The 22,079-nt window shown below is 55.7% G+C and carries 18 protein-coding genes; 3 read left to right on the plus strand and 15 right to left on the minus strand.

The genetic code is table 11. The annotated features are described in order from the left end of the window. Positions 1-290 precede the first annotated feature (290 nt). From FP026_RS25835 to FP026_RS25880, 9 genes are all read right to left on the minus strand, one after another. A complete protein-coding gene (locus FP026_RS25835) occupies positions 291-788 on the minus strand; it encodes an RES family NAD+ phosphorylase (RefSeq protein ID WP_149637442.1) in 498 nt (165 codons plus the stop codon). A gap of 10 nt (positions 789-798) precedes the next feature. After that, a complete protein-coding gene (locus FP026_RS25840; RefSeq protein ID WP_149637443.1) occupies positions 799-1,149 on the minus strand; it encodes an antitoxin Xre/MbcA/ParS toxin-binding domain-containing protein in 351 nt (116 codons plus the stop codon). A 400-nt stretch (positions 1,150-1,549) separates the two neighbouring features. Beyond that, entirely contained in the window at positions 1,550-6,073 is a 4,524-nt protein-coding gene (locus tag FP026_RS25850) for a molybdopterin cofactor-binding domain-containing protein (RefSeq protein ID WP_149637444.1), read from the minus strand. 173 nt (positions 6,074-6,246) lie between these two features. Then, positions 6,247-6,852, minus strand: a complete 606-nt coding sequence (locus FP026_RS25855) for a deaminase (protein WP_149637445.1) — start codon at positions 6,850-6,852, stop codon at positions 6,247-6,249. Positions 6,853-6,865: 13 nt separating this feature from the next. Continuing rightward, positions 6,866-7,873, minus strand: coding sequence for a nucleoside hydrolase (locus FP026_RS25860; protein ID WP_246665455.1), 1,008 nt, complete (start codon positions 7,871-7,873; stop codon positions 6,866-6,868). Further along, positions 7,870-8,703 carry a nucleoside phosphorylase gene (locus FP026_RS25865; protein ID WP_149637446.1) on the minus strand — a complete coding sequence of 278 codons (834 nt, stop codon included), beginning with the start codon at positions 8,701-8,703 and terminating at the stop codon, positions 7,870-7,872. The genes FP026_RS25860 and FP026_RS25865 overlap by 4 nt, the downstream gene beginning before the upstream one ends. Before the next feature lie 22 nt (positions 8,704-8,725). After that, positions 8,726-9,697 (minus strand): ABC transporter substrate-binding protein, encoded by a 972-nt coding sequence (locus FP026_RS25870; protein WP_149637447.1) that lies wholly within the window; start codon positions 9,695-9,697, stop codon positions 8,726-8,728. A 29-nt stretch (positions 9,698-9,726) separates the two neighbouring features. Continuing rightward, on the minus strand, positions 9,727-10,539 hold the full coding sequence (locus FP026_RS25875) for an ABC transporter permease (RefSeq protein WP_149637448.1): 813 nt from the start codon (positions 10,537-10,539) through the stop codon (positions 9,727-9,729). After that, positions 10,529-11,362, minus strand: a complete 834-nt coding sequence (locus FP026_RS25880) for an ABC transporter ATP-binding protein (protein WP_149637449.1) — start codon at positions 11,360-11,362, stop codon at positions 10,529-10,531. The genes FP026_RS25875 and FP026_RS25880 overlap by 11 nt, the downstream gene beginning before the upstream one ends. A 177-nt stretch (positions 11,363-11,539) precedes the next feature. On the opposite strand from FP026_RS25880, the gene FP026_RS25885 reads away from it, so the two are divergent. Next, positions 11,540-12,478, plus strand: coding sequence for a LysR family transcriptional regulator (locus FP026_RS25885; protein WP_149637450.1), 939 nt, complete (start codon positions 11,540-11,542; stop codon positions 12,476-12,478). A gap of 587 nt (positions 12,479-13,065) precedes the next feature. Here FP026_RS25885 and FP026_RS25895 read toward each other — a convergent pair. The 3 genes from FP026_RS25895 to FP026_RS25905 form a co-directional block, all read right to left on the minus strand. Further along, on the minus strand, positions 13,066-14,526 hold the full coding sequence (locus tag FP026_RS25895) for a hypothetical protein (RefSeq protein ID WP_149637452.1): 1,461 nt from the start codon (positions 14,524-14,526) through the stop codon (positions 13,066-13,068). Between the two features lie 94 nt (positions 14,527-14,620). Next, the gene (locus FP026_RS25900; RefSeq protein ID WP_149637453.1) at positions 14,621-15,937 is read right to left on the minus strand and encodes a hypothetical protein; all 1,317 of its coding nucleotides are present in this window, start codon (positions 15,935-15,937) and stop codon (positions 14,621-14,623) included. Between the two features lie 65 nt (positions 15,938-16,002). Then, positions 16,003-16,731, minus strand: a complete 729-nt coding sequence (locus FP026_RS25905; protein ID WP_149637454.1) for a hypothetical protein — start codon at positions 16,729-16,731, stop codon at positions 16,003-16,005. Between the two features lie 446 nt (positions 16,732-17,177). Between FP026_RS25905 and FP026_RS25910 the strand changes: the two genes are divergently transcribed. Then, positions 17,178-17,405 (plus strand): hypothetical protein, encoded by a 228-nt coding sequence (locus tag FP026_RS25910; RefSeq protein WP_149637455.1) that lies wholly within the window; start codon positions 17,178-17,180, stop codon positions 17,403-17,405. 103 nt (positions 17,406-17,508) lie between these two features. Here FP026_RS25910 and FP026_RS25915 read toward each other — a convergent pair. Continuing rightward, positions 17,509-18,611, minus strand: a protein-coding gene (locus FP026_RS25915) for an IS3 family transposase (protein ID WP_149637456.1) whose coding sequence is annotated in 2 segments (ribosomal slippage) — positions 17,509-18,350 and positions 18,350-18,611 — 1,104 coding nt in all. Because the reading frame shifts where the segments join, the coding sequence is not laid out codon by codon here. Positions 18,612-19,083: 472 nt separating this feature from the next. On the opposite strand from FP026_RS25915, the gene FP026_RS25920 reads away from it, so the two are divergent. After that, positions 19,084-19,896 (plus strand): potassium channel family protein, encoded by an 813-nt coding sequence (locus tag FP026_RS25920; RefSeq protein ID WP_149637457.1) that lies wholly within the window; start codon positions 19,084-19,086, stop codon positions 19,894-19,896. An 827-nt stretch (positions 19,897-20,723) separates the two neighbouring features. Here FP026_RS25920 and FP026_RS25925 read toward each other — a convergent pair. After that, positions 20,724-21,443 carry an IclR family transcriptional regulator gene (locus FP026_RS25925; protein WP_149637458.1) on the minus strand — a complete coding sequence of 240 codons (720 nt, stop codon included), beginning with the start codon at positions 21,441-21,443 and terminating at the stop codon, positions 20,724-20,726. Between the two features lie 120 nt (positions 21,444-21,563). Further along, positions 21,564-21,968 carry a PaaI family thioesterase gene (locus FP026_RS25930; RefSeq protein WP_149637459.1) on the minus strand — a complete coding sequence of 135 codons (405 nt, stop codon included), beginning with the start codon at positions 21,966-21,968 and terminating at the stop codon, positions 21,564-21,566. Positions 21,969-22,079 lie beyond the last annotated feature (111 nt).

Raw genomic sequence — 22,079 nt, forward strand, 5'->3', positions numbered from 1 at the left:
TAAAACGGGAGCTTTGAAAGGGCATTTTTATACAACGGTTGTACAAGGTTCTGTCGCAAACTTTTCACCCGGGTTTGCAACTAGTATGGTAGGCGTAGATCCGGGTTGAAGATGAGCAGGCAGATTGAGTTTTCCCGATCATGGTCGATTTCAAAGGCAGTCATTACCCGAAAGACGTGATTTTATACTCGACTCATTAAGCTTTCTCTGGTGCATTGTTTTCCATGGCCGGTCGCGTGGTCATCTGCGGCCGGCGTTTTCGCGTCGAGATAGATGGCGTGGTGCGCAGACTATCGGGACAGTCGATGTTCGTCGTCGATCAGGATCAGACGGCCAGGCGGTGTGCTGCCCCATGTCCAGAGGACGAGATTGAGATCGTCATTCGCTGCAGCGGGTGCGAAGCTCTTCACGAGCAGCCCGCAACAGCCGTCGGCGGCAAGCTGGCGCGCGAAGGCTTGTGTTTTCGCTTCACCCGAAACCTTCATCTGGTCACGCCAGGTCGGATCGGCGAGGGCCGCCGCATCCATGCCCAGCGCCCGAAGGGCCGCGTCGTCCCGGCAGTCGAACACACGTTCGATATCGGCATCATAGGAAACCAGCGTCGTCGGTTGCAGATTTCCGACCTGATTGGCTTCTTTCAGCGCCGTCATGATTGTCAGCGAGGTATAGAGGGCCGGCACACCCTTCGGGTTGAAGCGACCGCCATAGAGTTCCGCGCCGCGTCCCGACAAAGGCTCGCGGGCATAGATCGGGTTGAGCGCCCGGTAGAGCTTTCCTTGATACTGCATCGGCCGGGGGTTATGCGTGAACGCCGGCGTCGACCGCGTCGATATAATCAAGCACCTCGTCGGCGCGACCATTGCGGACCAGTTGCATCGCGGTCTGACCGGAGAAGCCAGACAGCGGCTCGGAGCGATACCAGGCATAGGCCATCAGCGCCGACCCGAAGCGCGGTTCGACCTTATTGACGACCTCGATCATCTCGCGCAGGCGTCGCTGCGTTCTGTCGGAGCGAATACGATCCTTGCGTTGAATCGCGTCTTTTCCGAGTCCGGCGGTGCGGGCGATCTCTTCGCTGGTCGTGCGAAATGCATCCGCGATCTTGCGCGGTGCGAACAGCCCATCGTCTGCATATTGGGCGATGCCCATGATCCGCCTCCATCTTCAGAGTGCCAATAATATAGACGCTATATAGCGTCAATAATGGCGGCATTCAACGCCTCTCGGGAAAAATGAGGGAGGAAGGGAAACCCGTCGCAGATCGGTCCTCCTGCCGACGCTATCGCACAACTGCCGCCTGCGCCATCCCGGCCGCTTGTTCGTCGCAGGGCTGGTAGCCCCACTCGTCCTGCGGAGCAGAGATGCTCGGCCGCAGTTGCGCGACCGGACCGCTAGAGGCGCTCCGAGTTGGACGCGATACGCGCGAGAATCTCTTTCAGTTTGGGCCTGCCGTTGTAATATAGCGCCGCGGTCCGCTCATACGCGCGTTCGAGCGCACGAACCGGATACAGGCCGATTAGTCTCCTCGCGGTTGCAATTGGAAAACCGCCTAATTAGGCAGGTCGAGGGCGCACGCGCGGCGCACCTCCTGAACCGTGGCTGGCGCTCGCAAGTTGAACAGGCCGGAGAGGCCGCGTTCTATTCTTGATGCCCGGATTGCATCCTTGATGGCAAAGAAGACCGAATTTGCCAGCACCAGGGGAGGCTCGCCGACTTCCTTGGCAGAGAAGATCCCCTGATCGTCCGGAGGGATGTTGACAACCGACGGATCGTTTCGCGGAAAAAGCGACACATTGAACTCGAGTGGGATCGTGACCTGCGCAGGGATCTTATAACGCCAGGTATTGGTCGTATTGAGTTGCCCCTTCTCATTTCCAGCATTCGTGTCGGGCTGGTATACGAGATCCTCTGTCATGAGGAAGCCGACACCTTGGACGAAGGCGCCTTCGACTTGCCCGACGTCGAGCGCGGGGTTCAGACTCCAGCCAACGTCGTAGACGAGGTCGGAGCTGCGTATCTTCGTCTCGCCTGTGAGGATGTCGACCTCGACGACGGAGCAGGCTGCCGAGTAAGTGAAACCTACGAACTGGTTCTGGACATCTGTGACGGTTGGGACGTTCGCCCTCGTGATGCCTGGAATATTCGGCTGATCCTCTGCCTGCTTGAAGGTCAGAACCGGCATGTCGAAGTCGCCGTGCTCGATATTGGCATTGAACGTTGCCGTCAGCGGCAGTCGCTGCACATAGGCGTAGTAAACCAGGTTCTGCCAGATCAAGGCTGTGTTGCCGTTGATGGTGACCTCGGTGTTCCAGCCGGCCTCGCCGTAGTTCCAGAAGTCAAACCCATGTACTCGGCACCAGTCATTTCCGTTGTCCTTGAGGAGCCGATAGCCGAATTCTGTCAATTCTTGCCGCAACTGTTCGCAGGTACGCTTCACTGCCTCGGCGCTATAGGGCGTTCCCGTCGAGGCACCCGAGCTGCTGGTGTTGGGGGTCGTATCCGTCTGCGGACTTTCCACGTGGATGAGTGACTGCGGGATGTTGAGCACATAGGCTGCCACCTGCCTGACCTGGGTCAGCAAGCCCTGGCCCATGTCGACACCGCCCTGATGGATGACGAGCGAGCCGTCCGATTGATTGACTACGACGATCGCAGACGACTGCTTCAATTGCTCGAAATTGTATCCCGATCCGTATTTGACGGGAATGAGCGCAATGCCTCGCTTCCTCCATTTATTCTGCGCATTATACGCTTGAACCTCCATAAGCTTATTTTGGAATTGACATTTTTCCTTCAGGTAGTTCCAGACTTCAAGCATGTAACAGGCGGTCAAGGTCTGGCCGTAAGGGGTGACTTCGCCCCGCTGGTAGAAATTCTTCTCCCGCAGGTCCTCCGGGCGAAGACCAACCGCAGTCGCCGCGTCGTCTATGAGGTTCTCCAGGATATTGGTTGCCTGAATGTCTCCGAACGCTCTCATCGCCGTATTTGGCGGCGTATTGGTCCTGCAGGCGTCGATCTGACTCTCGAAGTTATCGATCATATAGGCATTATCGATCCGGGTCTGGATGCAGTTCGTGACCACGAAGGAACAGTCGTAGTAGGCACCACCGTCTGCCCAAAGGGTCAGATGCGTGCCTTTGATTCTACCCTTATCGTCCGGGCGAACCGAACCGTCATCGACGGCTATCTGTCCCACGCCATAAAGGGCATGCCGCTTGCCGATCATCGCCATATCGCTGTCGCGAGCCATTGCCAGACGCACGGGCGCATCCATCACCGCGGCGGCGACGGCGGTCGGCCCCGTTGTGAAACGCGCCTGTTCGGTTTTTCCGCCAAAGGCGCCGCCCAGCAATCGCGTCTGGATCTTCACCTTGTTGTACTGTCGTCCCAGTGCCGAGGCCACGGTCTGATGCATCTCCATCGGGCTCTGGGTCGACGAATTGACAATAATCCTTCCTTCGTCCGCCGGAATTGCCAGGCAGGCTTGCGTTTCCATGTAGAAATGGGCTTGCCCGCCGGTTTTCTGATTGTTGACCACGCGGATGCAATTCGCCCCGTCGACAGCCACGTTGTCCGTCGTTGACGGCTCGGCGTCGAAATCGCTCGGTACAGCCGGCAGGGACGTCATCCAATCAAATCGACTGCGCGGGCGCGTGATCTTCCAGATGTGGCATAGATACCCTGCCGTGGATGGAGTATCCGGAAAGATACTTCCCTTTGCAATAGCATCCTCGATCGCCAATATTGGTTCTTGCCAACTCGGGTCCCAATTAATCGGCTGATAGCCGAGGCAATTTTCGGAAACATAGTCGGCAATCAGATTCGCATCCTCCTCTGTATCGGCAAGCACCATTGCGATCGCCTGCCCGAAATAAAGAACGGAGCCTTCGGCAAGCATGGGTTGATCGCCGCCCATGCCTTGGAAATTGGCCGGCCGGACCGGCACGTCCTCGCATGTCAGCAGTCGACGGAAGTGCGGGAACATGTCCGCCAGCTTGTCGTTGAGACCATCGGGTTGAACAGGGTTGCTTTCCCATTGGAATGAAAACTGGGCTAGCGCGCTGCGACTCCGGACAAAAGCTGCATGCAGGGTACCTTGGGGATAGGCGAGCTCGTGGGTATAGTGCGTGCGGCCTGAACACTGTTCCAGGGCGGTCGCCTTGACATATGGCTGTCCGACCGGAGCTTTGAAATCCTGCCGGGTGTAATCCTGAAGACCATCGCTGACGGCCCAGGTCCCCCAGGTCATTTCGCCGGCGGAATTGGCGTTGACCGGCATTGCAAAGCCCAATCTGACAAGGACCGCAACACCCGCCTTGTAAAACATCGCAACGGCAAGGTTTGCCTTGTATTCGTCGGTAAATCCTTCCCATGGAGCCTCGTCCCTTCGAGCCGCAGAATCCGCCAGAGCTTGTGTTACGTCTGCCTTGAGTTGCGCGCAGGCGGACAACAGGTTTTCATAGGAGAAAACCTTGCCATTCCAGAACCAGCCCTCGATGGTCGATGCCCTCCAATAGGAGGCATTTATTCCTCCGAATATGACCTTCCCGGGACTGTCCACGTTGCCCGATTGAGTATCAATATCAAATGAAATGAACGAGTTAACGATGGAGTGTGAGTTTACCTCCCGCAATGCCACCTTCTGGGCAAAGGAAAAGTAGCGCTCATAGGGGTCCGAGATGGACGTACGGGTGGGAGTGATCTGAAAGCTGACGATCACAATTTTGCTCGGGAAGGTTGGATCAGCTTCAATCCTGGTAAGGAGCGCATCGACCTGATCGGTCGATTGCTGTCCCGGCACTCCATTGACGAGATCCAGTTCATAATAGGTTACGGTCAGGTTTGTGCCAATCAGGGCGAGCGTCAGGTCGGATGGGAACGGCTCACCGCTGCCGCCGGCAACGTGATGCAGCCACAACATGAAGTTGCCGCCGATCGAAGCGGCATTTCGAACGATGCGTCCCGCCGTCCTTTCGGCCATATACAGAATGGCGGCAAAATCGGGAGAGTCATCATCGAGGCTGGCGATAAATTCGATGAGTTCATTGTAGGTGGTGCAGGCAGGAAGAGTGTAATTAAGCTGATCGTGAAATGCCGGGCTAGGTTTGCCTTGCAGTTCCTGCACGTATCGCAGGTCGATAAAGGCATCGACTGTCTCGAATTCGGTCTTGTAGATCCCATAGGACGTGCCGCCATGTATGAAACGGAACGTCTTGCCGCCATTCGTCAAGTGGGCCGCATCCGCTGCCAGTTCATCCATGGTCGATGGCGTGAACCACTGCACAGACCCCGGAACGTCCAGGGGCTCTACTGGAAATGATGAGGTCGGGGCGTCGATTCTGACCGGCGTTCCATTTGGAATATCGATTTCCGGATCCTCAAGACACTTCATCCGGTTGTCCTCGTCGTGCGAGGACCAGTCGCTGGCCAGGGTCTTCATGCCAGTGAGGATTGGACGGTATCCCGTGCACCGGCAGAGATTGCCATCGAAAATGCCTTCGATATCTTGCTTGGTAGCCTGAGGATTGTTTGTGATGAACTCCGACATGTTCATCACGAAGCCAACACTGCAATAACCGCATTGGCTGCCATTGTTGCTTGAAAGTGCATGGGCAACAGGATTGATTTGAGAGATATCAGGCCCCGCGGCAAGTGTGAGACTACCGTTGTTGCTTGCGTTGACCTGCTTGATCGCTTCAACCAGGCTGGTGGGCAGGGAATCCTGGAAATCAGGACCTCCGCGTGAGGCGGTCGGATGATGTGCGGGATAAGCGGCCAACGAGGCCGGCATGCTGCCTGTCCCTTCGACGGTTGTAATTGCCATTCCATTCAGCGAACAGAGTCTGCGCAGGCAGGAGTTGATGGCGCGGTGTCTGATAGACCCTCCATCCGGCCAGTCCGAGAGAATTACCGTGCAACCACCGCACCCGCCTTGCCCGCAGGGCTTCTTTGTGCCTGTCAGCCGCACCTCCGGCGACCGCAAATAGTCAACGAGCAAAGTGGACGGAGAGGGGTTCTCGATAGTCACTGACTTACCGTTGAGATAGAACTGCAAGGTCGACGTGGCTGTCATTTTTGGCTCCCTGGCTGACTACGATTAAAATTCGCCGCTACAGCGGAGGCCCCGCTGGTCGTGAGGCGGCTGCCTACCTAAGATGATTAATCTGCTTCGGCCCGGTCCGGTTGTTCTAAGCGGGAATCGGCCCGTGAACTTGCTTCTGTGCGCAGAAAGGCGCAGCCTGTGCGTCAGTTCAGCGGTATGGCGTTTTGATGCTTGCCCTGCTGATAGAGCACCGACAATGAAGCGTATTTGTCTGCTATTGCGGATGCGCGCTCTTCGAAATGCGAACGCACCGTTTCGTCTGAAACGGCGATCATGTCGCGAATGAAGCGGCTATGCCAAAAGGCGTTTTGGCGCCGATATTGTCCAGGAGCCAGCCCAAAAACCTCCTTCAGGATCTTCAAGTCGTGAGGAATGCTGAAGGCGTCGCGGGAATCTTCATGCGTGAAGAATGAATAGAAGTTGTCGAACCCTGCCCAGGTGATTGCCGAAAGGCACATGGGACAAGGTTCGTGCGTGGACAGAAAGATCAGATCCTTCGGGGGCGGCCTTTTTGGGGCCGGCAGTTCGGAAAACCGCTTGAGAGCATGGATCTCGCCATGCCACAACGGACTTTCTATCTCATTGTTCGTTTCCGCCAGGACGACGGAGTAGTCGTCTTTTCGCAACAAGGCGGCGCCGAAGATCTTGTTGCCACGCGACACACCCTGCTGCGTAAGAGGCAGCACATGGTTCTCAAGTGCGGCCGGAAGTGCATTCAAAAGTAGGTTTTCATCGTTCGGACCAACCATTGATTGTTATCCCTCACGATGCCAGAAGGCAGGGAATATGCGTTCCAAGCAGCATGCCAAGCACGCGATTGGCGTCTACGCTGACCGCAACTTTCTGATCGGGCGCCATATCCCATTCGCCGGGTGGATAAAGGGTTCCCCAGTCGCGTTGAATCGTCTGCCCGACCGCAACTCCTTCCGTTGCGACGCGGATCGGCCCTGATCGCACTTTGAACAAGGATGGATCGATCACGTAGACCGCAGCGGTGGCATCGTGAACGTAGTAGCCGTCTATTCCGAACTGCGCATGAAATGCGCGGTATCCTTTGGATATTTCGACAATAAAGCGACCTGCCTCGCCACCATGCGCGGCGAGGCGATTGAGTTCTGCCGGTCCCATCACAACCTGCCGGGTGACATCGAGACCAATCGCGGTGACAGACCATGTCGCGCCGAACACCTCGTCGGCCGCAAGAGGATCGCCGATCATGTTTGCTTCGGCCACCGGCGTCACGTTGCCATTGTGCCCGGAGAGCGAAAACGCGCCACCCATGATGACGACTTCCTTGACAAGGCTGGCGATATCGGGCGCCTCCCTCAGGGCAAGTGCAAGATTGGTCAGCCGGCCGACGGCGAGGAGCGTGACTTCACCTGGATTTTCCCGCACCGTATCGATGATGAATCTGTGTGCTGGTCGCGGGTCCGGCTCTGGGAGGTGGGACTCATCCAGTGCAATGTCTCCAATGCCGTTTTGACCATGGATATGAGCCGGCGGCAGGCTTGTCTCGCCGGCAAGCGAGATGCCGGCGCCGCGCGCGACCGGTGCCGGAATGGCGAAGCGCTTCTTGAGATAGAGAGCGTTGCGCGTGACCGTATCGATGTCGGCATTACCGAAGACGGTGGTAATGCCAAGGAGCGTGACATAGGGATAAGCGTTAAGGAACAGAAGCGCTGCCGCATCATCGACGCCAGGGTCCGTATCGAAAATGACCTTGATCGATCTGTTCCGTGTGGAGGTTTCCGGGTTCCGCATCGTCGTCATGCTTTCGCCAGGAGCTTCGGGAAGAAGTGTTTCTTGCCTGCTTCGGCTTTTTTTGCGTCCCAGCTGGCGAGAATGACCACCGCGCGGCTGGCAACAGCACAGCACCTTTTTATTGAATCGGCGGAATCCTCGCGTTTGCGCGTGATGCGGTTGGCTCCCACAGAGCATATCATCCCGCCGCGAAATCCGAACAGTTGGGCCAGTGTGAATATGGTTGCTGCTTCCATCTCGAAATTCGCGACTTTGGCCTTCTGCAGGTCATCGATGACATGGTCCATTTTCGACTGGCGGAAACCGCCCGGCATCGGATTGACCTCACCGGCATAGAAGCTGTCGACGCTGGCGGCGAGACCGACATGATAGCGTTCGCCCATGTCTTCGGCCGCCTGGATCAACGCCAGCAACACCTCATGATCGGCAACCGCCGGATAGGATCTGTCGACATAAGCGTCGACCGTGCCCGAAAGGCGGAGCGCGCCAGTCGAGATGACCAGGTCGCCTGGCTCGATCTCCGGCTGAAGGGCTGCACAGGAACCGACGCGGATGAAGGTATCGGCTCCGCAATTCGAAAGTTCCACAACAGCGATGTCCGCCGAAGGACCGCCAACGCCGTGAGAGCAGGCGGTAATGTCGACACCATCGAGTGTGCCGCGCGCCGTCCGGTATTCACGGAAATAGGCGACCTCTTCATAGGAATCCCAGGAGCTGCCGACGACCGGCACGCGGCCGGGGTCGCCAGGGGTCAGGACGTAGCGGGAAACATCGCCGGGCCTGATCTTCAGGTGCATCTGCAAGCCGCCGGGATGAATGGGGGTGTGTTGGATTGTCATGATTATGTCCTCAGCTGGGCAATTATTTCGGGGGGATGAATTCGGTCGAATAGGTCTTCGAGACGTCGACCGCTGACTTCAGATCGCCGAATTCCCGAAGCGTTTTCTCGGTCTCTCCGATCACTGCGCCGTCGAAGGCGCAAGCGCCCCTGGCGCGCGAGAAATCGGTGTAGACGAAGCTTTCCTGCAGCTCCATCTGCTTGGCCTGCTGTACCGGATCGAGCTGGTTGTTGAGGCCGACGATGATCTTTACGGCCTCGTCCTTGTGGGCGTAGGCATAGTCATAGCCTTTCTGCGTTGCCGCCACGAAACGCTTGACCAAATCCGGATTGCCGTCGACCGTCCTGCGGGCTGCAAAGATCACCTCGGCATAGGTGCTGACACCAAAATCGGAGGGCAGCAGCGTCGACGTCTTATGTCCCTGCAGGTCGAGAGCGACCGCCTCGTTTATGACGAAGCCGGTTTTGGCGTCGACGGAGCCGTTGACCAGGAGCTGGTCGCTCGGTGACACTACGAGTTTGATCTTCTCGAGCGGTACTCCCGCCTTGGCGAGCATCGCCTTGGTCAATGCCCATGGACCGCCTTCATTATAAGCGAGCGTCTTGCCAACCAGATCGGCGGGTTTCTTGATGTCGCTCTTCTCCAGGGAGACCACGCCGGCCGGATGCCGCTGGAAACATGCCGCAACCATGACAAGGTCCATGCCATTGGCATCCCCCAACAGGATCTGCCCGACATCATTCGTTCCGAACGTATTGGCGCCTGACGCCACGAGAGCCGTCGAATTCAGGTTGGGCCCGCCTGGCATGATATCAACGTCGAGGCCGGCATCGGCGTAGAAGCCTTTTTCGCGGGCCATCACGTAACCGGCGGACTGCACGTTGAGGAGCCACGGCAGGCGAAGCGAGATCTTGTCGGCCGCAAGAGCGGGCGCCGAAACAACGACGGGAGCCAGCATGAGGGCAGCAAAAAGGGCATATGCACGTGATCTCATTGCAAAGTCTCCAACAGGTTGTGAACGGTTCAGGCGTCCATGCTGGCTTCGGGCCAGAACAGACTGATTTTTTCGACGAGGACCACGAGGTAGAACATGAGGATGGTTGCGACGGATGACGCAACGATCGCAGAAAACAGCATGGCGGCATCCTGCTGGTAGCCGGCCGTAACGATGACCGTGCCGATCCCGAAATTAGCGCCGGTGAATTCCGCCACGATGGCACCGATGACGGCGGTACTGGAGCTTACCTTGGCGGCTGCGAAAATATAGGGAAGGGCGGCGTAGAGCCGCGCATGACGGAAGACTTGCGCCTTTGTCGCGCCGATGACCGAAAGAAATTCCAGGCTTTGTCGATCGACCGTGCGCAATCCCTTCACCGTATTGACCAGTGTGGGGAAAAAGCAGGCGATTGCAGCGATCGCCACTTTCGGCTGTAAACCGAAACCGAGCCAGATGGTGAGAAGTGGAGCGATGGCAAGGATGGGGATTGCCTTCAACGTGATCGCCCATGGAAAAAGCGCCCGTTCGGCGGCTCTTGAATAAAGGAAGAGCACGGCCAGCGAAACCGCGAATGCCGTTCCGATGATGAAGCCGAGAACCGCGGCGGCCATGGTCCAGGCGAGATTTTGCAAAAGCATGTCATGTGCTTGCCAGATTTTCACGCCGATGGCGCTGGGAGACGGAAGCAGGTAGGTCGGAACGGAAAAGGCCCTGACTGCGACCTCCCAGAAAATCCCGATTGCAACAAACAGTCCGATAGCCGGTGCCAGGTCGATGATGCGGGAAACAATGCGGGCGACGGCAATTTGCATGAAGGGTGCGACGGATTCATTGCTCATGGATCAATGCCTCCAGATCCCGCATTTGAGATACATACTCCGGATTGGCGCGCAGCGCGGGATCGCTGACACGAGGATTGAGAGCGGAAACGATCGATTTTATCCGGCCGGGACGAGGAGCCATGACGACGATCTGATCGGAAAGATATAGCGCCTCGCTGAGCGAATGCGTGACGAACACGACCGTCAAACCCCGTGCGTTCCAGATGCGGATCAATTCGTTGTGCATCTCCTTGCGCGTTAGATCATCAAGCGCGCCGAACGGCTCGTCCATCAGCAGAATGTCTGGCTCGTAGGACAAAGCGCGTGCAATCGACACGCGTTGTCGCATGCCACCGGAGAGTTGGGCCGGATAATGATCGGCGAAGGCATCCAGACGGACGAGATCAAGAAGATCGAGAACCTTGTCTCGGCGCTCCGCCGGAGATCCGGCGCCAAGAATGGCCAGAGGGAGTTCTACATTCTGGAAAACCGTCTTCCAGGCAAAGAGGCTGGCATCCTGAAACACGAAGCCGAATTTCTTGCGGCGCTGGTACTCGACCGAGGAAAGGCCGTGAACGCGTACCTCACCCTTCGTTGGCGGAAGGAGATTGCTGATGATCCGAAGCAAGGTCGACTTGCCGCAGCCACTGCGACCGATGATCGATATGAAGCGATTTTCAGGGATGTTCAAGTTGATGTCGACCAGTGCCTCGACAGTTGCCCGCTTTCCGGGAAAGGACATGGACACATTTCTGATTTCGATCGCGGCACGCAGTGGGGATATAGCTGATATCGTCTGTTCAATGGGGGAAAAGGCCTCCTCCGCGGGTTTGATCAGCATTTCAATCCCCTGTGTTGCGATTGTCCTGAAGTGACCCACTGCCCACTTTGCGGCATCGCTAAAGATGCCCTAGGTGCTTAGGTTCAGTAATATCGATGATATGGTCGTCGGGGGGCCTTGCACCAGCAGATTTATTGGCGCTCTCTGCTCGAATAATTCGCTCACTTGGAGGTTGGCATGGCGCTTCTCAAAACTTCGCTTGTTCATTTCGATGCCGCGATCCGGCATGGCTCCATCCGAAAGGCAGCGGAAAGTCTGAACGTCGCGTCCTCAGCGATGAATCGCCAGCTCCTGCAACTCGAACGGGAGATTGGTGCTGAACTGTTCGAGCGACTGCCGCGTGGTATTCGTCCCACGGCAGCAGGAGGTGTCCTTCTAAGTTACATCCGTCGCTGGAGCCGGGAGGTGGCACTGGTCAGGCAAGAGATTGGCAGCCTCAGCGGCGGTGTGCGTGGCACGATCCGCATCGCTGCCGCGGAGACTTTCACCGAGGACCTGTTACCGAACGCAATGATGAAGCTGCAGGCCGCTTTCCCGCACGTGAATTACACGCTGATCTCAGGCGACAACCAGCGCATCACCAACGAGCTTCTGGCAAAAGAGGCGGATCTCGTGCTCGCTTATGACGTCAGCGACCATGTCCGTGCCGAAAGAGCATATTCGATTATCGATCCGATCGGGATTATCACTGCCCCAGATCATCCGTTATCCCGAAAGGAATTAGTGACACGGGCTGATATTGCCGACTGGGCGCTCATTGCACCTGGCGATGACTGGCTCCGGCATAGCGGCTTGAAGCACATTTTTGAGGGAGAGCAGGCTCCTGGCCGCATCGTCGCTCGAGCGGAGCGGCCCGGTATTCTCAAGGCTCTCGTTCGCGCCGGGCTAGGTATCGCTTTCCTCTCGTTGCTCGGCGTGGAAAAGGAGGTCTCCGAAGGTAAGCTTGCGTGGATACCGCTTGGCCCTGGTATCATGGAGCCGGCGCAGATTTCGCTCCTGATACCACGCGGTCGCGTGCAACCCGTTTACATGATGGAATTTATAGAAATCGTGAAGGGCGAGTTGAGCGAGTATTTGCGCGTCAATCGTTGGGGTTCAGGAACCTCGCAAGCGTGAAATCTTTGCATGCCAGCGCTGGATTATCGAAGGGCCTGTTCAAACCTTGACCATTACTGAGCGTAAATTCAATAAATTGTGGTTGTCGCCCGGTCGGAACAACGGGTCGCCGGTTCGATTCTCTTCAAGAGCGGGGGACTGTTCATTTGTATCGCGATCTCACCCAGTAGGGGTGTGGACAGAAACTTGGACTACCAGGAGGGAGTTCATGTATTCGTACGAAGACAGGATCCGCCTTAGTTCTCATCAAATCGGGACACGGTGCCCGCGAACTTGCACACGGCAACCCAATCCATTGGATCTATCCCTCCATCCGGTACAGCTGATATAAGATACTTCGCTCCCTTAGTCGGCAGAGCGTTAGGGCTGAAGACGCTGCAGGCAAATTCGCTAAGCCCGCCCGAACCTGTTCCACCCTCTAGCAAATAATCTCCGCCAATTTCAGGCTGAACATATACATTTGTCCAATCAGACATATCTTGATCCTCCTTTAGGTTTGTCCGACGTGATGCAACTCAAGATATCATTGCGCGTCGATGTTTACTTCTGGCCTGTTGATGAGGTGCCCTTTTCGACAAGGCTCGTGGTCAACTCGGCCACGGAAGCGTGAGGTCGGGGTTGGGGCATTCCGGAAAAATAGTGGAAATGTACCCAAAAATCTGCGGCGCTCCGCTGAACTGAAATTCAGCCGGGGCGCCTGACGATAGCCGTGTGCCAGCCGGAGCCGACGCGACGCTATCCAGTATGAATGGCCCGTAGCGCAGGCGCTTTCCAGCAGCAAGCTGCCTTTGAGTCCAATCGGCAACGGGCGAGGAAGCCATGGAGACCTTGACGTCCTTGGCAAGCAAAGCCGTCATCGGTAAAACCGGCATGACACCGCTTGCCGTATGATTGCCGGCGACATTGCCGCCGGTGGAAACGGTAATACCCCAGCCAATGCTTTGGGGCGACCAGCGCCACAGGCGGCTGTAGAAGACATTCGCGTCCATCCACGGGCGCATGATATTGATGCGCTTGAACGAGCATTCGAGCTTTGTCGCGCCTTGACTGTAAGCATGGGGCAGCGGTTCTTCCGTATCGGGCGAGGCATCACGCCAGGCGGCGATGATATCGCTGATATTATGGCGTGGGGATCGAACCGGCCGGCTGAGATGAAAGCCCGGCCCGAAGCCGGACGGGGGGCCGCCGACGGGATGGGAACGGCTCACGAGACCAGCGTCGAAATACTGATGGCCTCCTTGGCAGCAACAGCAAGCGCTGCCACGCATTCCTGTGCCGCCGGAGCGACGTTGTCGCAGAAAATCGTTCTCATCGAACGAGAATGGCGTCCAGAGATCCTGATTGAACCAATGTTCGTAGAGGGGAAAGCTCGTGACACTTTGAAATCGGCTGCCGTTCGGTAGAGCGCGCGTATGTTCGCCGTAAAGCTTAGCCAGCGAATGCCAATACGGGAAAGGATCGCGTCCCTCGAGCTGCTCGACCACGGCAAGTGCGTTTTCTATGTCGTTCTTATGTCCCTTGGTCTGCCAGTCAGTGCTTGCCTGGGTATAGGCGTCACGTATTGCTTCACTGACCGGCGGTCCGCCGTTGTCGTGCGTTGCTTGGGCGGTGTCGAGCGTGTCTTGTGCCGTGTAAAACCGATAGGCGTAGTCGTCATAGGCGACATAGGCTGGTGACGGATTGCCGCCAGCATCGAGCAAATAATCACGAGCCAGCTTCAGTTTCTCTTTTTCTGCCGAAGAAAGATCTATCAGGGGAAGTTCTTTGCCGTCGAGGATTAGTTTGTAGACGTCCGACACCGATGCTGCCTTGGATGTGGCCACATAATCGCATTCGAGTGTCAGATTGAGAAAGTTACTGACGTAGTATTCCGTCTCGGGATCTTTGGGGTCGAGTCCTGGCTTGACAACCACGCCGGGCAGTTGAATCGCCAACAGCCCGGACGGGTTCTGTCCGACGACCCCAGACACCGCCAGCGATTGCGCCATTTTCGAATAAAGCTGAACGAATTCGGCTTTTTCGTCTTGCTCTGTTGTCGATCGGAACATGGCAGCCTCTCACGGTTTCTCGACGTCTACTATTGGCGGCCGCGAGAGGCGTTCAGACCCCTCGCGGATGCAACCAATCTGAGTTACTCTTAGCTCATGTCGGCCAAGGCAGGTTCGGATCGGGGTTGGGAAGCTGCGGCAGGATCTGACTTATGGCCGCAATAATCTGCGTGTCGGCGATTTCGATCGTATTGCCGGCGATCGATCCCCGGATCTTCTCGGTCCTGTCATTGTAGCTCACTCTCCCGGTGATCGAGAATGGGCCGATGCCAAGGCTGGCCTGACCATTGATCGCGGTGCTTACCATCTCTTCTTCAGTCTTAGTGAGCTTGCCGATGATTTTCACGTTGCGCGCCAGGATCGCGGTCGTGGGCAAAGACACGAATGGCCCCTTCGGTATGATGATATTATCGATGCTGCCGCCACTCGAATATTGCGCAGCCGGGGCGGCGGCGTCGAACTTCCAGGCCCGGCTATTGAACAATAGCGGGTTCATCCAGGGGCGATTGATTGTGACACGCATCAACTCGCAGGTGAAGTCCAGCTGCGTTTGATCGATTTTTTCGTATTTCTGTTCTTTCGTGTAATCGCCGGAGCCTGAGATGGTGAAAATGCCGAATTTGCCATCCAATGCGCCCGCGACGCCAAGGGCGCTCGAGTTTTTCTGGTTATCCATATCCGTTTGGTTGAAGCTGAACTTCGTCCAACCTTCGGCTTTGAACCAGTTTTTGTAGGACGGCGCCAGGACAGCCGGCGGAAACTCCATGCCTGACGGTAATTTCCCCTGGTTGCTGGCCCATCGCTGATCAAGCTCTTGCCAGAACGCGGAGCCATCGCGTCCTTCCAGCTGTTGGATGATGGCGAGATTGGTCTCCTGCTGGACTTTGCCGGCAGCAATCCATTTGTTCATCGCGTCCTCAACCGCGCCCTTCAACCGCCTGGATGGTGCTGGGCCGGTCTTATTGTCATAGCTGGCCTGGGCTTCGTCGAGCGCATCGCATGCGTCCCAGTAGGCATACATGGCTTGATCGCATGCCTCTTTGAGTGCCGCGTAACTCTTGCGTGCGTTCTCGAGCTTTTCCTTCTCAGATTTCGACAGATCCGCTATCGGGAACAGCTTGTAGTCCAACACGCTCTTGTAGGCGTTCGATACGGTCAACGAGCTAGGCGCATAGGTGAAATCGAACATGGGCGATGTGTCGAAGATCTGAGAGATTTCCTGGTTGTCCAGGGGCGATGTATCGGGGCTAAGCCCAACAGGCAGGTATTGTCCCGGATTGTAGATCGATAGCAGCGACTCGCCGATCATGTATCCGCCGTCGCGCGTCTTGCTGCCCATACCCAACGCAATGGCGAGCTTTGAATAAAGTTTTTCATAGAGCTTTGCATTATAGTCCGGTTCATCAGGCATGATACGTCTCCTGGTTGCGGTTCGATTGATCAATTGAGGCTAGGTGGATTTATCGACGGCGGGTATCAGAAGGCGGGGGCGAGTACGTTGCCCCAGTTGAATTTGTAAAATCCAACTGGGGTATTGGCGAGGCTGGCATTGCAGGCAGCGATGAAGTCATCAATATTGCCTAGGAGATTGACGATATTGGCTCGCAGGAAAGCCTCGTAATTGGCGTCTAGTGTAATGCCTGCATTGAGTTGGTCGGTCAGAAGCTTGAGAGCGACCACGTTGTCGGGACCGTTACCCGGGTAATTATTGCGATGGTTATCGCTCGGGGCGCGGCAGATATTGACCGGATTCCAGTTGATGACCGAGAAATAGCCGCCCAATCGTTCTTCAACATCATTGCCGGCAGGATCAACAAAGATTGTCGCAGCCGCACCACCTGCCGTCATCAAACGGTTTTGGATGTAGGTCGTAACTGTTTGAAAATTCAAAGTTGGAAAGTGATGGATGAGCCGGGCATTGGCATTGGTCAGATTGTACGGACCGTGGGCGCCACGCAGGTCATTATCAATCTGGGTTGCTATCGCCAGCAATCTTGGACCGTAGTTATTCTGTGGAATAATATGGCCTTGATGATCGAGAAGCGTCGTGCCGGGAACTTGTTCGAAGTGGAATCGCGTCGGCCTTGGGTGCACGGCATGCATTTCAAAAGCGTCGAATCTAACACCGGCACCCGTGTCGCGGTACTGGGGGTTGTAGCCGTGGATGGTATCGGTGTCGAACAAAAGGAAATCAGCAGGCTGCATGCTACCATTCCTTTAAAGTTTATGAGATTAATGCAACCAATATACACATTAGTAAATGCTTAACAAGTGGCTCTTAATGAATATTATAAGTCGCTATCAAAAAACGGTTCCTCTCGAACTCGGTCGGACGAGTGAACGCGTTGTTGACTTCGAAGGTGCCATCGGGGCCTTTCTCATGACGCCTCACGAGACCCAATCGGAGAGCAGCGACGGGTCATAAGCACTTTATACGAATACGCAGATGGCGAGCTAGTTTTCAACAAAGATCCCAACGGTTTGGCGCCGTGCAACAGTAAACGAGACTGTATTGATCGTTGCTTCGAGCTTTGCCTACGCCGGATCACGGTATAGCGTTTCAGCGATGCCTGTCCGCTTCCGGTGGCAATTCTGGTTGGCCGCAATGGGATAGACATTTCTAATAGTATAGGGCTCGTCGGAGAGGAAATATGGAGAAGATCGTCGCCACAAGAATTGACGGTATGATAATGGGTGCCATGGGCAATTTAAATGCAATTGCAAGCTATATAAAAAATAATTGTGAGGCGGCGGAAGCGAAAACACTCATCCGGAAGATAGGCGGCTCGATGGCTGAATTAATTGAAATAGCAGACTCTATTCATGCCGAATATCCAGATATCATTCCACAAGAGCTTCGGCCACCTAATTCGGAATAACTGATCTGCCACTGAACTTCATCCAACGGCGATTAGAGCCTCGGCGGCTTTTGATCCGCTCCCAAACATTGGACCACCGGAGACTAGAGTTTTCCGGCTTGTTTCAGGAAGGCGGGCTGGTTGCGCCTCCCGAATTTACCAACGAGATCGGCACCTTGTTGCCGATCGCACCATGAGGTCTTTCCTCATTGTAGTATCGACGCCAATCCTCCATCTTTTCGCGGGCATCCGCAAGGGTTAGGAACCAGTGCTGGTTCAGACATTCGGCACGGAAGCGGCCGTTGAACGCTTCAATAAAGGCGTTATCGGTCGGCTTGCCTGGTCGTGAGAAGTCCAGGGCTACGCCCTTGGCATAGGCCCACAGGTCGAGATCGCGGGACACGAACTCCGTTCCCTGATCAACACGGATCGTCTTGGGATAGCCAACTTTCCGGCATACTCGTTCCAAGGTTTGCACGACATCTTCACCTCGATAGCTGTGACGCGGATCAAGTACCAGCGCGTAGCGCGAGAAGGTGTCGACCACCGTCAGTACCCGCAGCTTCTTCCCGGTGGCGAGTTGGTCGTGAACGAAGTCCATCGCCCAGACGTCGTTCGGTCCGGTGGCCATTTGCCGATCTTCCCTAAGCTTGGCTTTCACCCTTCGCTTCGGTGTCTTGTTCCTCAACTGCAGGCCCAAGTCTCTGTAAATGCGGTAGGTTCGTTTGATGTTCGTGCCCCAACCCTCGCGTTCCAGCAGCACATGCACGCGGCGATAGCCGTAACGCACACGGATCTCGCAAATCTCGCGAATGCGACGTTCCAGAGCGGCCTGATCGGCACGGCGAGAGGTGTAGTGGTAGGTCGAACGATCGAAGTTCAGCGCCCCACAGGCACGCCGGATCGAGATCGCCCAATCGCGGCACATAGCCTTCACCACCTCGCGCTTCCGAGCAGGCCTTACAGCTTTCGCCGGATGACGTCCTGTAACATCTCCCGATCCAATGTCAGATCCGCGACGATCTTCTTAAGCCGCGCATTCTCGTCCTCGAGCTGCTTCAGCTTCTTCATCTCCGGCGGCAGCATGCCGGCGTACTTCTTCCTCCAATTGAAATAGGTCGCCTGGCTAATCCCTGCCTTCCGGCAGATCTCCGCCACCGGCACACCTTCATCACCCTGCTTCAAAATGAACGCCTTCTGCGCGTCCGAAAACTGCGATGCCTTCATCGTCTTCCGTTCCTTTCCCCAGCCAGGAAAATGCACCGGAAAACTCTAACCAAAACTGGTCCAGTTTGAAGGGTTCAGATCAGGTTCAGATCAACGGACCGGGCGCCCATTTCGATTTCGCTCGCATGCCAGCCCATACCGGCGTCACTACTAATGATTTGTTAACCACACAGAGTGAGGAAGACCCCGATTAAATGCAAAACAACAGTGGGAGAAAAGCCAACGAAGTGGCCGATTGCTTTGGGGCGGAATCGGCACTGCTGTAGCCACGATCGCGATCAGGGCGAGTGTTCAGATCGCCAGGCACCGAAGGGGCGACCGTCTGTATAATCGACGCCACTGATGCGCCGGCGGCGCGCGGCGTCATATGCCAAATGAGGGATGAACGTCCGGCGGTGCCGCAACCTCGACAATTGCTCTACCTCACGGCATAGTTGCCGTGTGCAGACGACTGCGCCGAAGGGAGCAACATATGAGTGACGTCATGTCCACAAGCGACGCCTTGGGCGAAGTAATGTTCTTTACGCTAGCTATCGCCGTAGCATATTTTGGTTACGCAGGGCCGCTCTTCTATGCGCCGATTATCCTAATTCCGGCCAATGTTGCTTTGATTTTACTAATTTGTCAAAACAATGTGCCGATATCCGCGCAGACGATTGTATTTTATGCCATCACTATATCAATCACTATCGTTTATCTTTCCTGGATAATTCGATTGCATCGGCGATCCGTGGAATGGATTTTCTTGAGAGTCGTGCTCAGATTGCTCCCTGCTGTCGGAATACTGATGATCGATTTGCAAGCAAATCCATACGCGTTTGTCATCTACGCCTCGGCGGTAGTTTTTTCCAACATATCGATGTTGAAAAGCCTGTACAATCTTATAACCGGCAGGAAAAAGTTCTATGGATTTTCCGGACATGTCTCTCTGCTAATAATTATTTTCCTAGATGTGGCGACATGTCTACTGTGCTACGCAAAACTGTTCGCCGAGTTTGGAATAAGAGTTGGTTCTGACTGGGATAAGCACTCAGATATTATTTCAAATAATTTAATCGACACGCTTTACCTCTCCGTCGTTACATGGACAACACTAGGATATGGTGATTTTTCTCCGATCAATACAAAAGGCCGAATCGTGTCGGCAGCAGAAGCCATCAATGGTTATCTTGTCATGGCCGTCATAGTGGTTGGGCTGCAAGCGTTGTTTACGCTATTGAACCACGTACAGCCCCCAGCAAGCAAAGCTGAGGACGAGGATAAAGTGTTCTTTGATGCTTCTTGAAAGCTAACGCCCGAAGGCCGACCGGCCCTCGGCTTTCGGTCATGGACTCTTGGTGCGGCATTGCATGCGGACCAGCACCCACTGCGCAGAATTACGGCGACCGCCTTCAGCATGATACACGCACGCCAATCTGAACCCGTCGGTGGTGGCCTGATGCCGAACTGCCGGGTGAGGAAAGAATACGCCGGGCAGGTTGCCGTGTGCCCTCTGCATATTCGCAGGGGTGGCGAGTACGAGCTTGAAAAATTGGCAACCGGCCCGAGGATGGATGGTAGCGGATCTACGTATGGAAAGCATTCGAAGATTATTCATGCCAGAAAGATTGAGTTGCGGCTATCCAGTTCGCGTCGTGGGACGGTTTTTCCTGAAACTGTGAGCCGCAGGGGACCAGCCTGCAAACAGGATGGGCGGCAATCCTGACATCTGCGAAACCGGCCACGAGTGACGACTGGTCGATCACTTTGGCGTCAACATTGTCGCAGATATAATCAATGGCGCGCCAGTAGATTCGGTTAGAAAGATCGAAAGAATCCCCTTGCGAATCAAGAAGTTGTTATTTTGTCTGCTCCGATGCAATTGATTTGCAGGCGTTTTTTCTGAGGAGGTCACAGGTTCAGATCTCATCACATCAACGGATCTCATCTTTTGGCTATGGGTTGTCGTCTTTAAAAGAGTGGAGTCGCAGCCGAGCGAGGGACGATTGCTTTGCGTCCTCACATCGGCCGTTGATAACGGAGCATCGTGCATAATCCGCTGAGTTGCACGTTCGATTTTCTTTCAAGAGCTACGCCCGGTGAACCGTCTGCACTCAAGGATATCCAGCAAGCTTATCGGCGCGCTGAGCGAACTAACGGCTCGTGTGCGCCTAGCTTACGGGAGAGCTCGGCGGCAGCTTGCGTCAATACGCTAAGATGGGAGGATTGGGCGTCTGGCGTGAACCTTTGCATCTGGACGGTAAGGCCGATGGCCCCAACCAGCGCATTACCAACTCCGAACACAGGCACACCGATCGCCCCGGTATCCGGATCTCGTTCCCCGAGTGAGATGTAATAGCCTTTATTCCTGATATCGTCGTAAAATGGTCCGGGCTCACCCGAAAACGCGACAAGGATGCGGGCGGTGGCGCCTTTGTCCAGCGGCAGGGCCGCACCTTCTTCCAAGTAGTGCCGGAAGATCCGTTCGGCGTGGTGCCGGTAAAGGCAAATACGCCGGTCGCCATCCTTGATGTAAAAGGCAGCGGTTTCTTGCGTGCTGTCGACAAGCTCCCTGAGCGTCGGCCGGACATAGTCGGCGAGGTTGAAGGCGCGCTGGTACTGATTGCCGAGGCGGTAGAGCGATGATCCTAGCCGAAAGCGGCCGTCAGCCTCCCGAAACAGATATCCGAAACGTTCAAGCGAGGCGGCGAGCCGCAAGATCGTGCTGGGATAAAGGCCTGTTCTTTGGGCGAGCTCGTTCAGGGTTAGTCTTGGATCCGCATCATCGAATGCGTCGAGAATGGATAGCGCGCGTTCGACGGCTTCCACACGCTGTTCTTTCTGCCCGGCCATCAAACCCCTCCACCCTTTGTAAACTCTTCATGCACATTTGCTTTCGCCGGTGCGCCTTGCGAATCCATATAGTGTATTCGGTGCGCGATGACACCGGGAGAGAGGGCCGCAGAAGCCGTATCAGCGGCGTGTGATGATTTTCCACACCCCGTGGGCGCTCGCGACATGTCGATCCTCAACGAACAGTTCCCCCCGCATGAAGACGAGCTGACGGGTTTCTCGCACCACTGTGCAACTGATATCGACAGTTTCGCCGATCTTGACCGGTTCGAGGAACTGCATGTCGAACTGCACGGTGGCCTGAGCACGGGTCGGATCGCCCTGTCGGGCAGTCTTGCCCATCGCACGATCCGCGAGCGTCATCAACATCCCACCCTGGACGTAGCTGGCGCGGTTTTTGTGCTTGGCCTCGGCATGAAAGCGGAACCTTCCGTTCCCGTCGGAAGTCGTTTGATGAAAGATAGGCCCAACAAGTTTGATGAAGCCACCGTCTTGTTCCTCAACCCAGTCGATCTCGTTGTTCATGCACCCATACCCCGTAGCGGAATGATGCCGAGCGCGCCAGCAAGCATCGCAAACATCAATTCGATCACCCATCCGATAGCGGCCTTCTGGTTCTCACCATAGTTGATGTCG

It is taken from the genome of Martinezella tropici (assembly GCF_008370325.1).
Taxonomy (GTDB): domain Bacteria; phylum Pseudomonadota; class Alphaproteobacteria; order Rhizobiales; family Rhizobiaceae; genus Rhizobium; species Rhizobium tropici_B.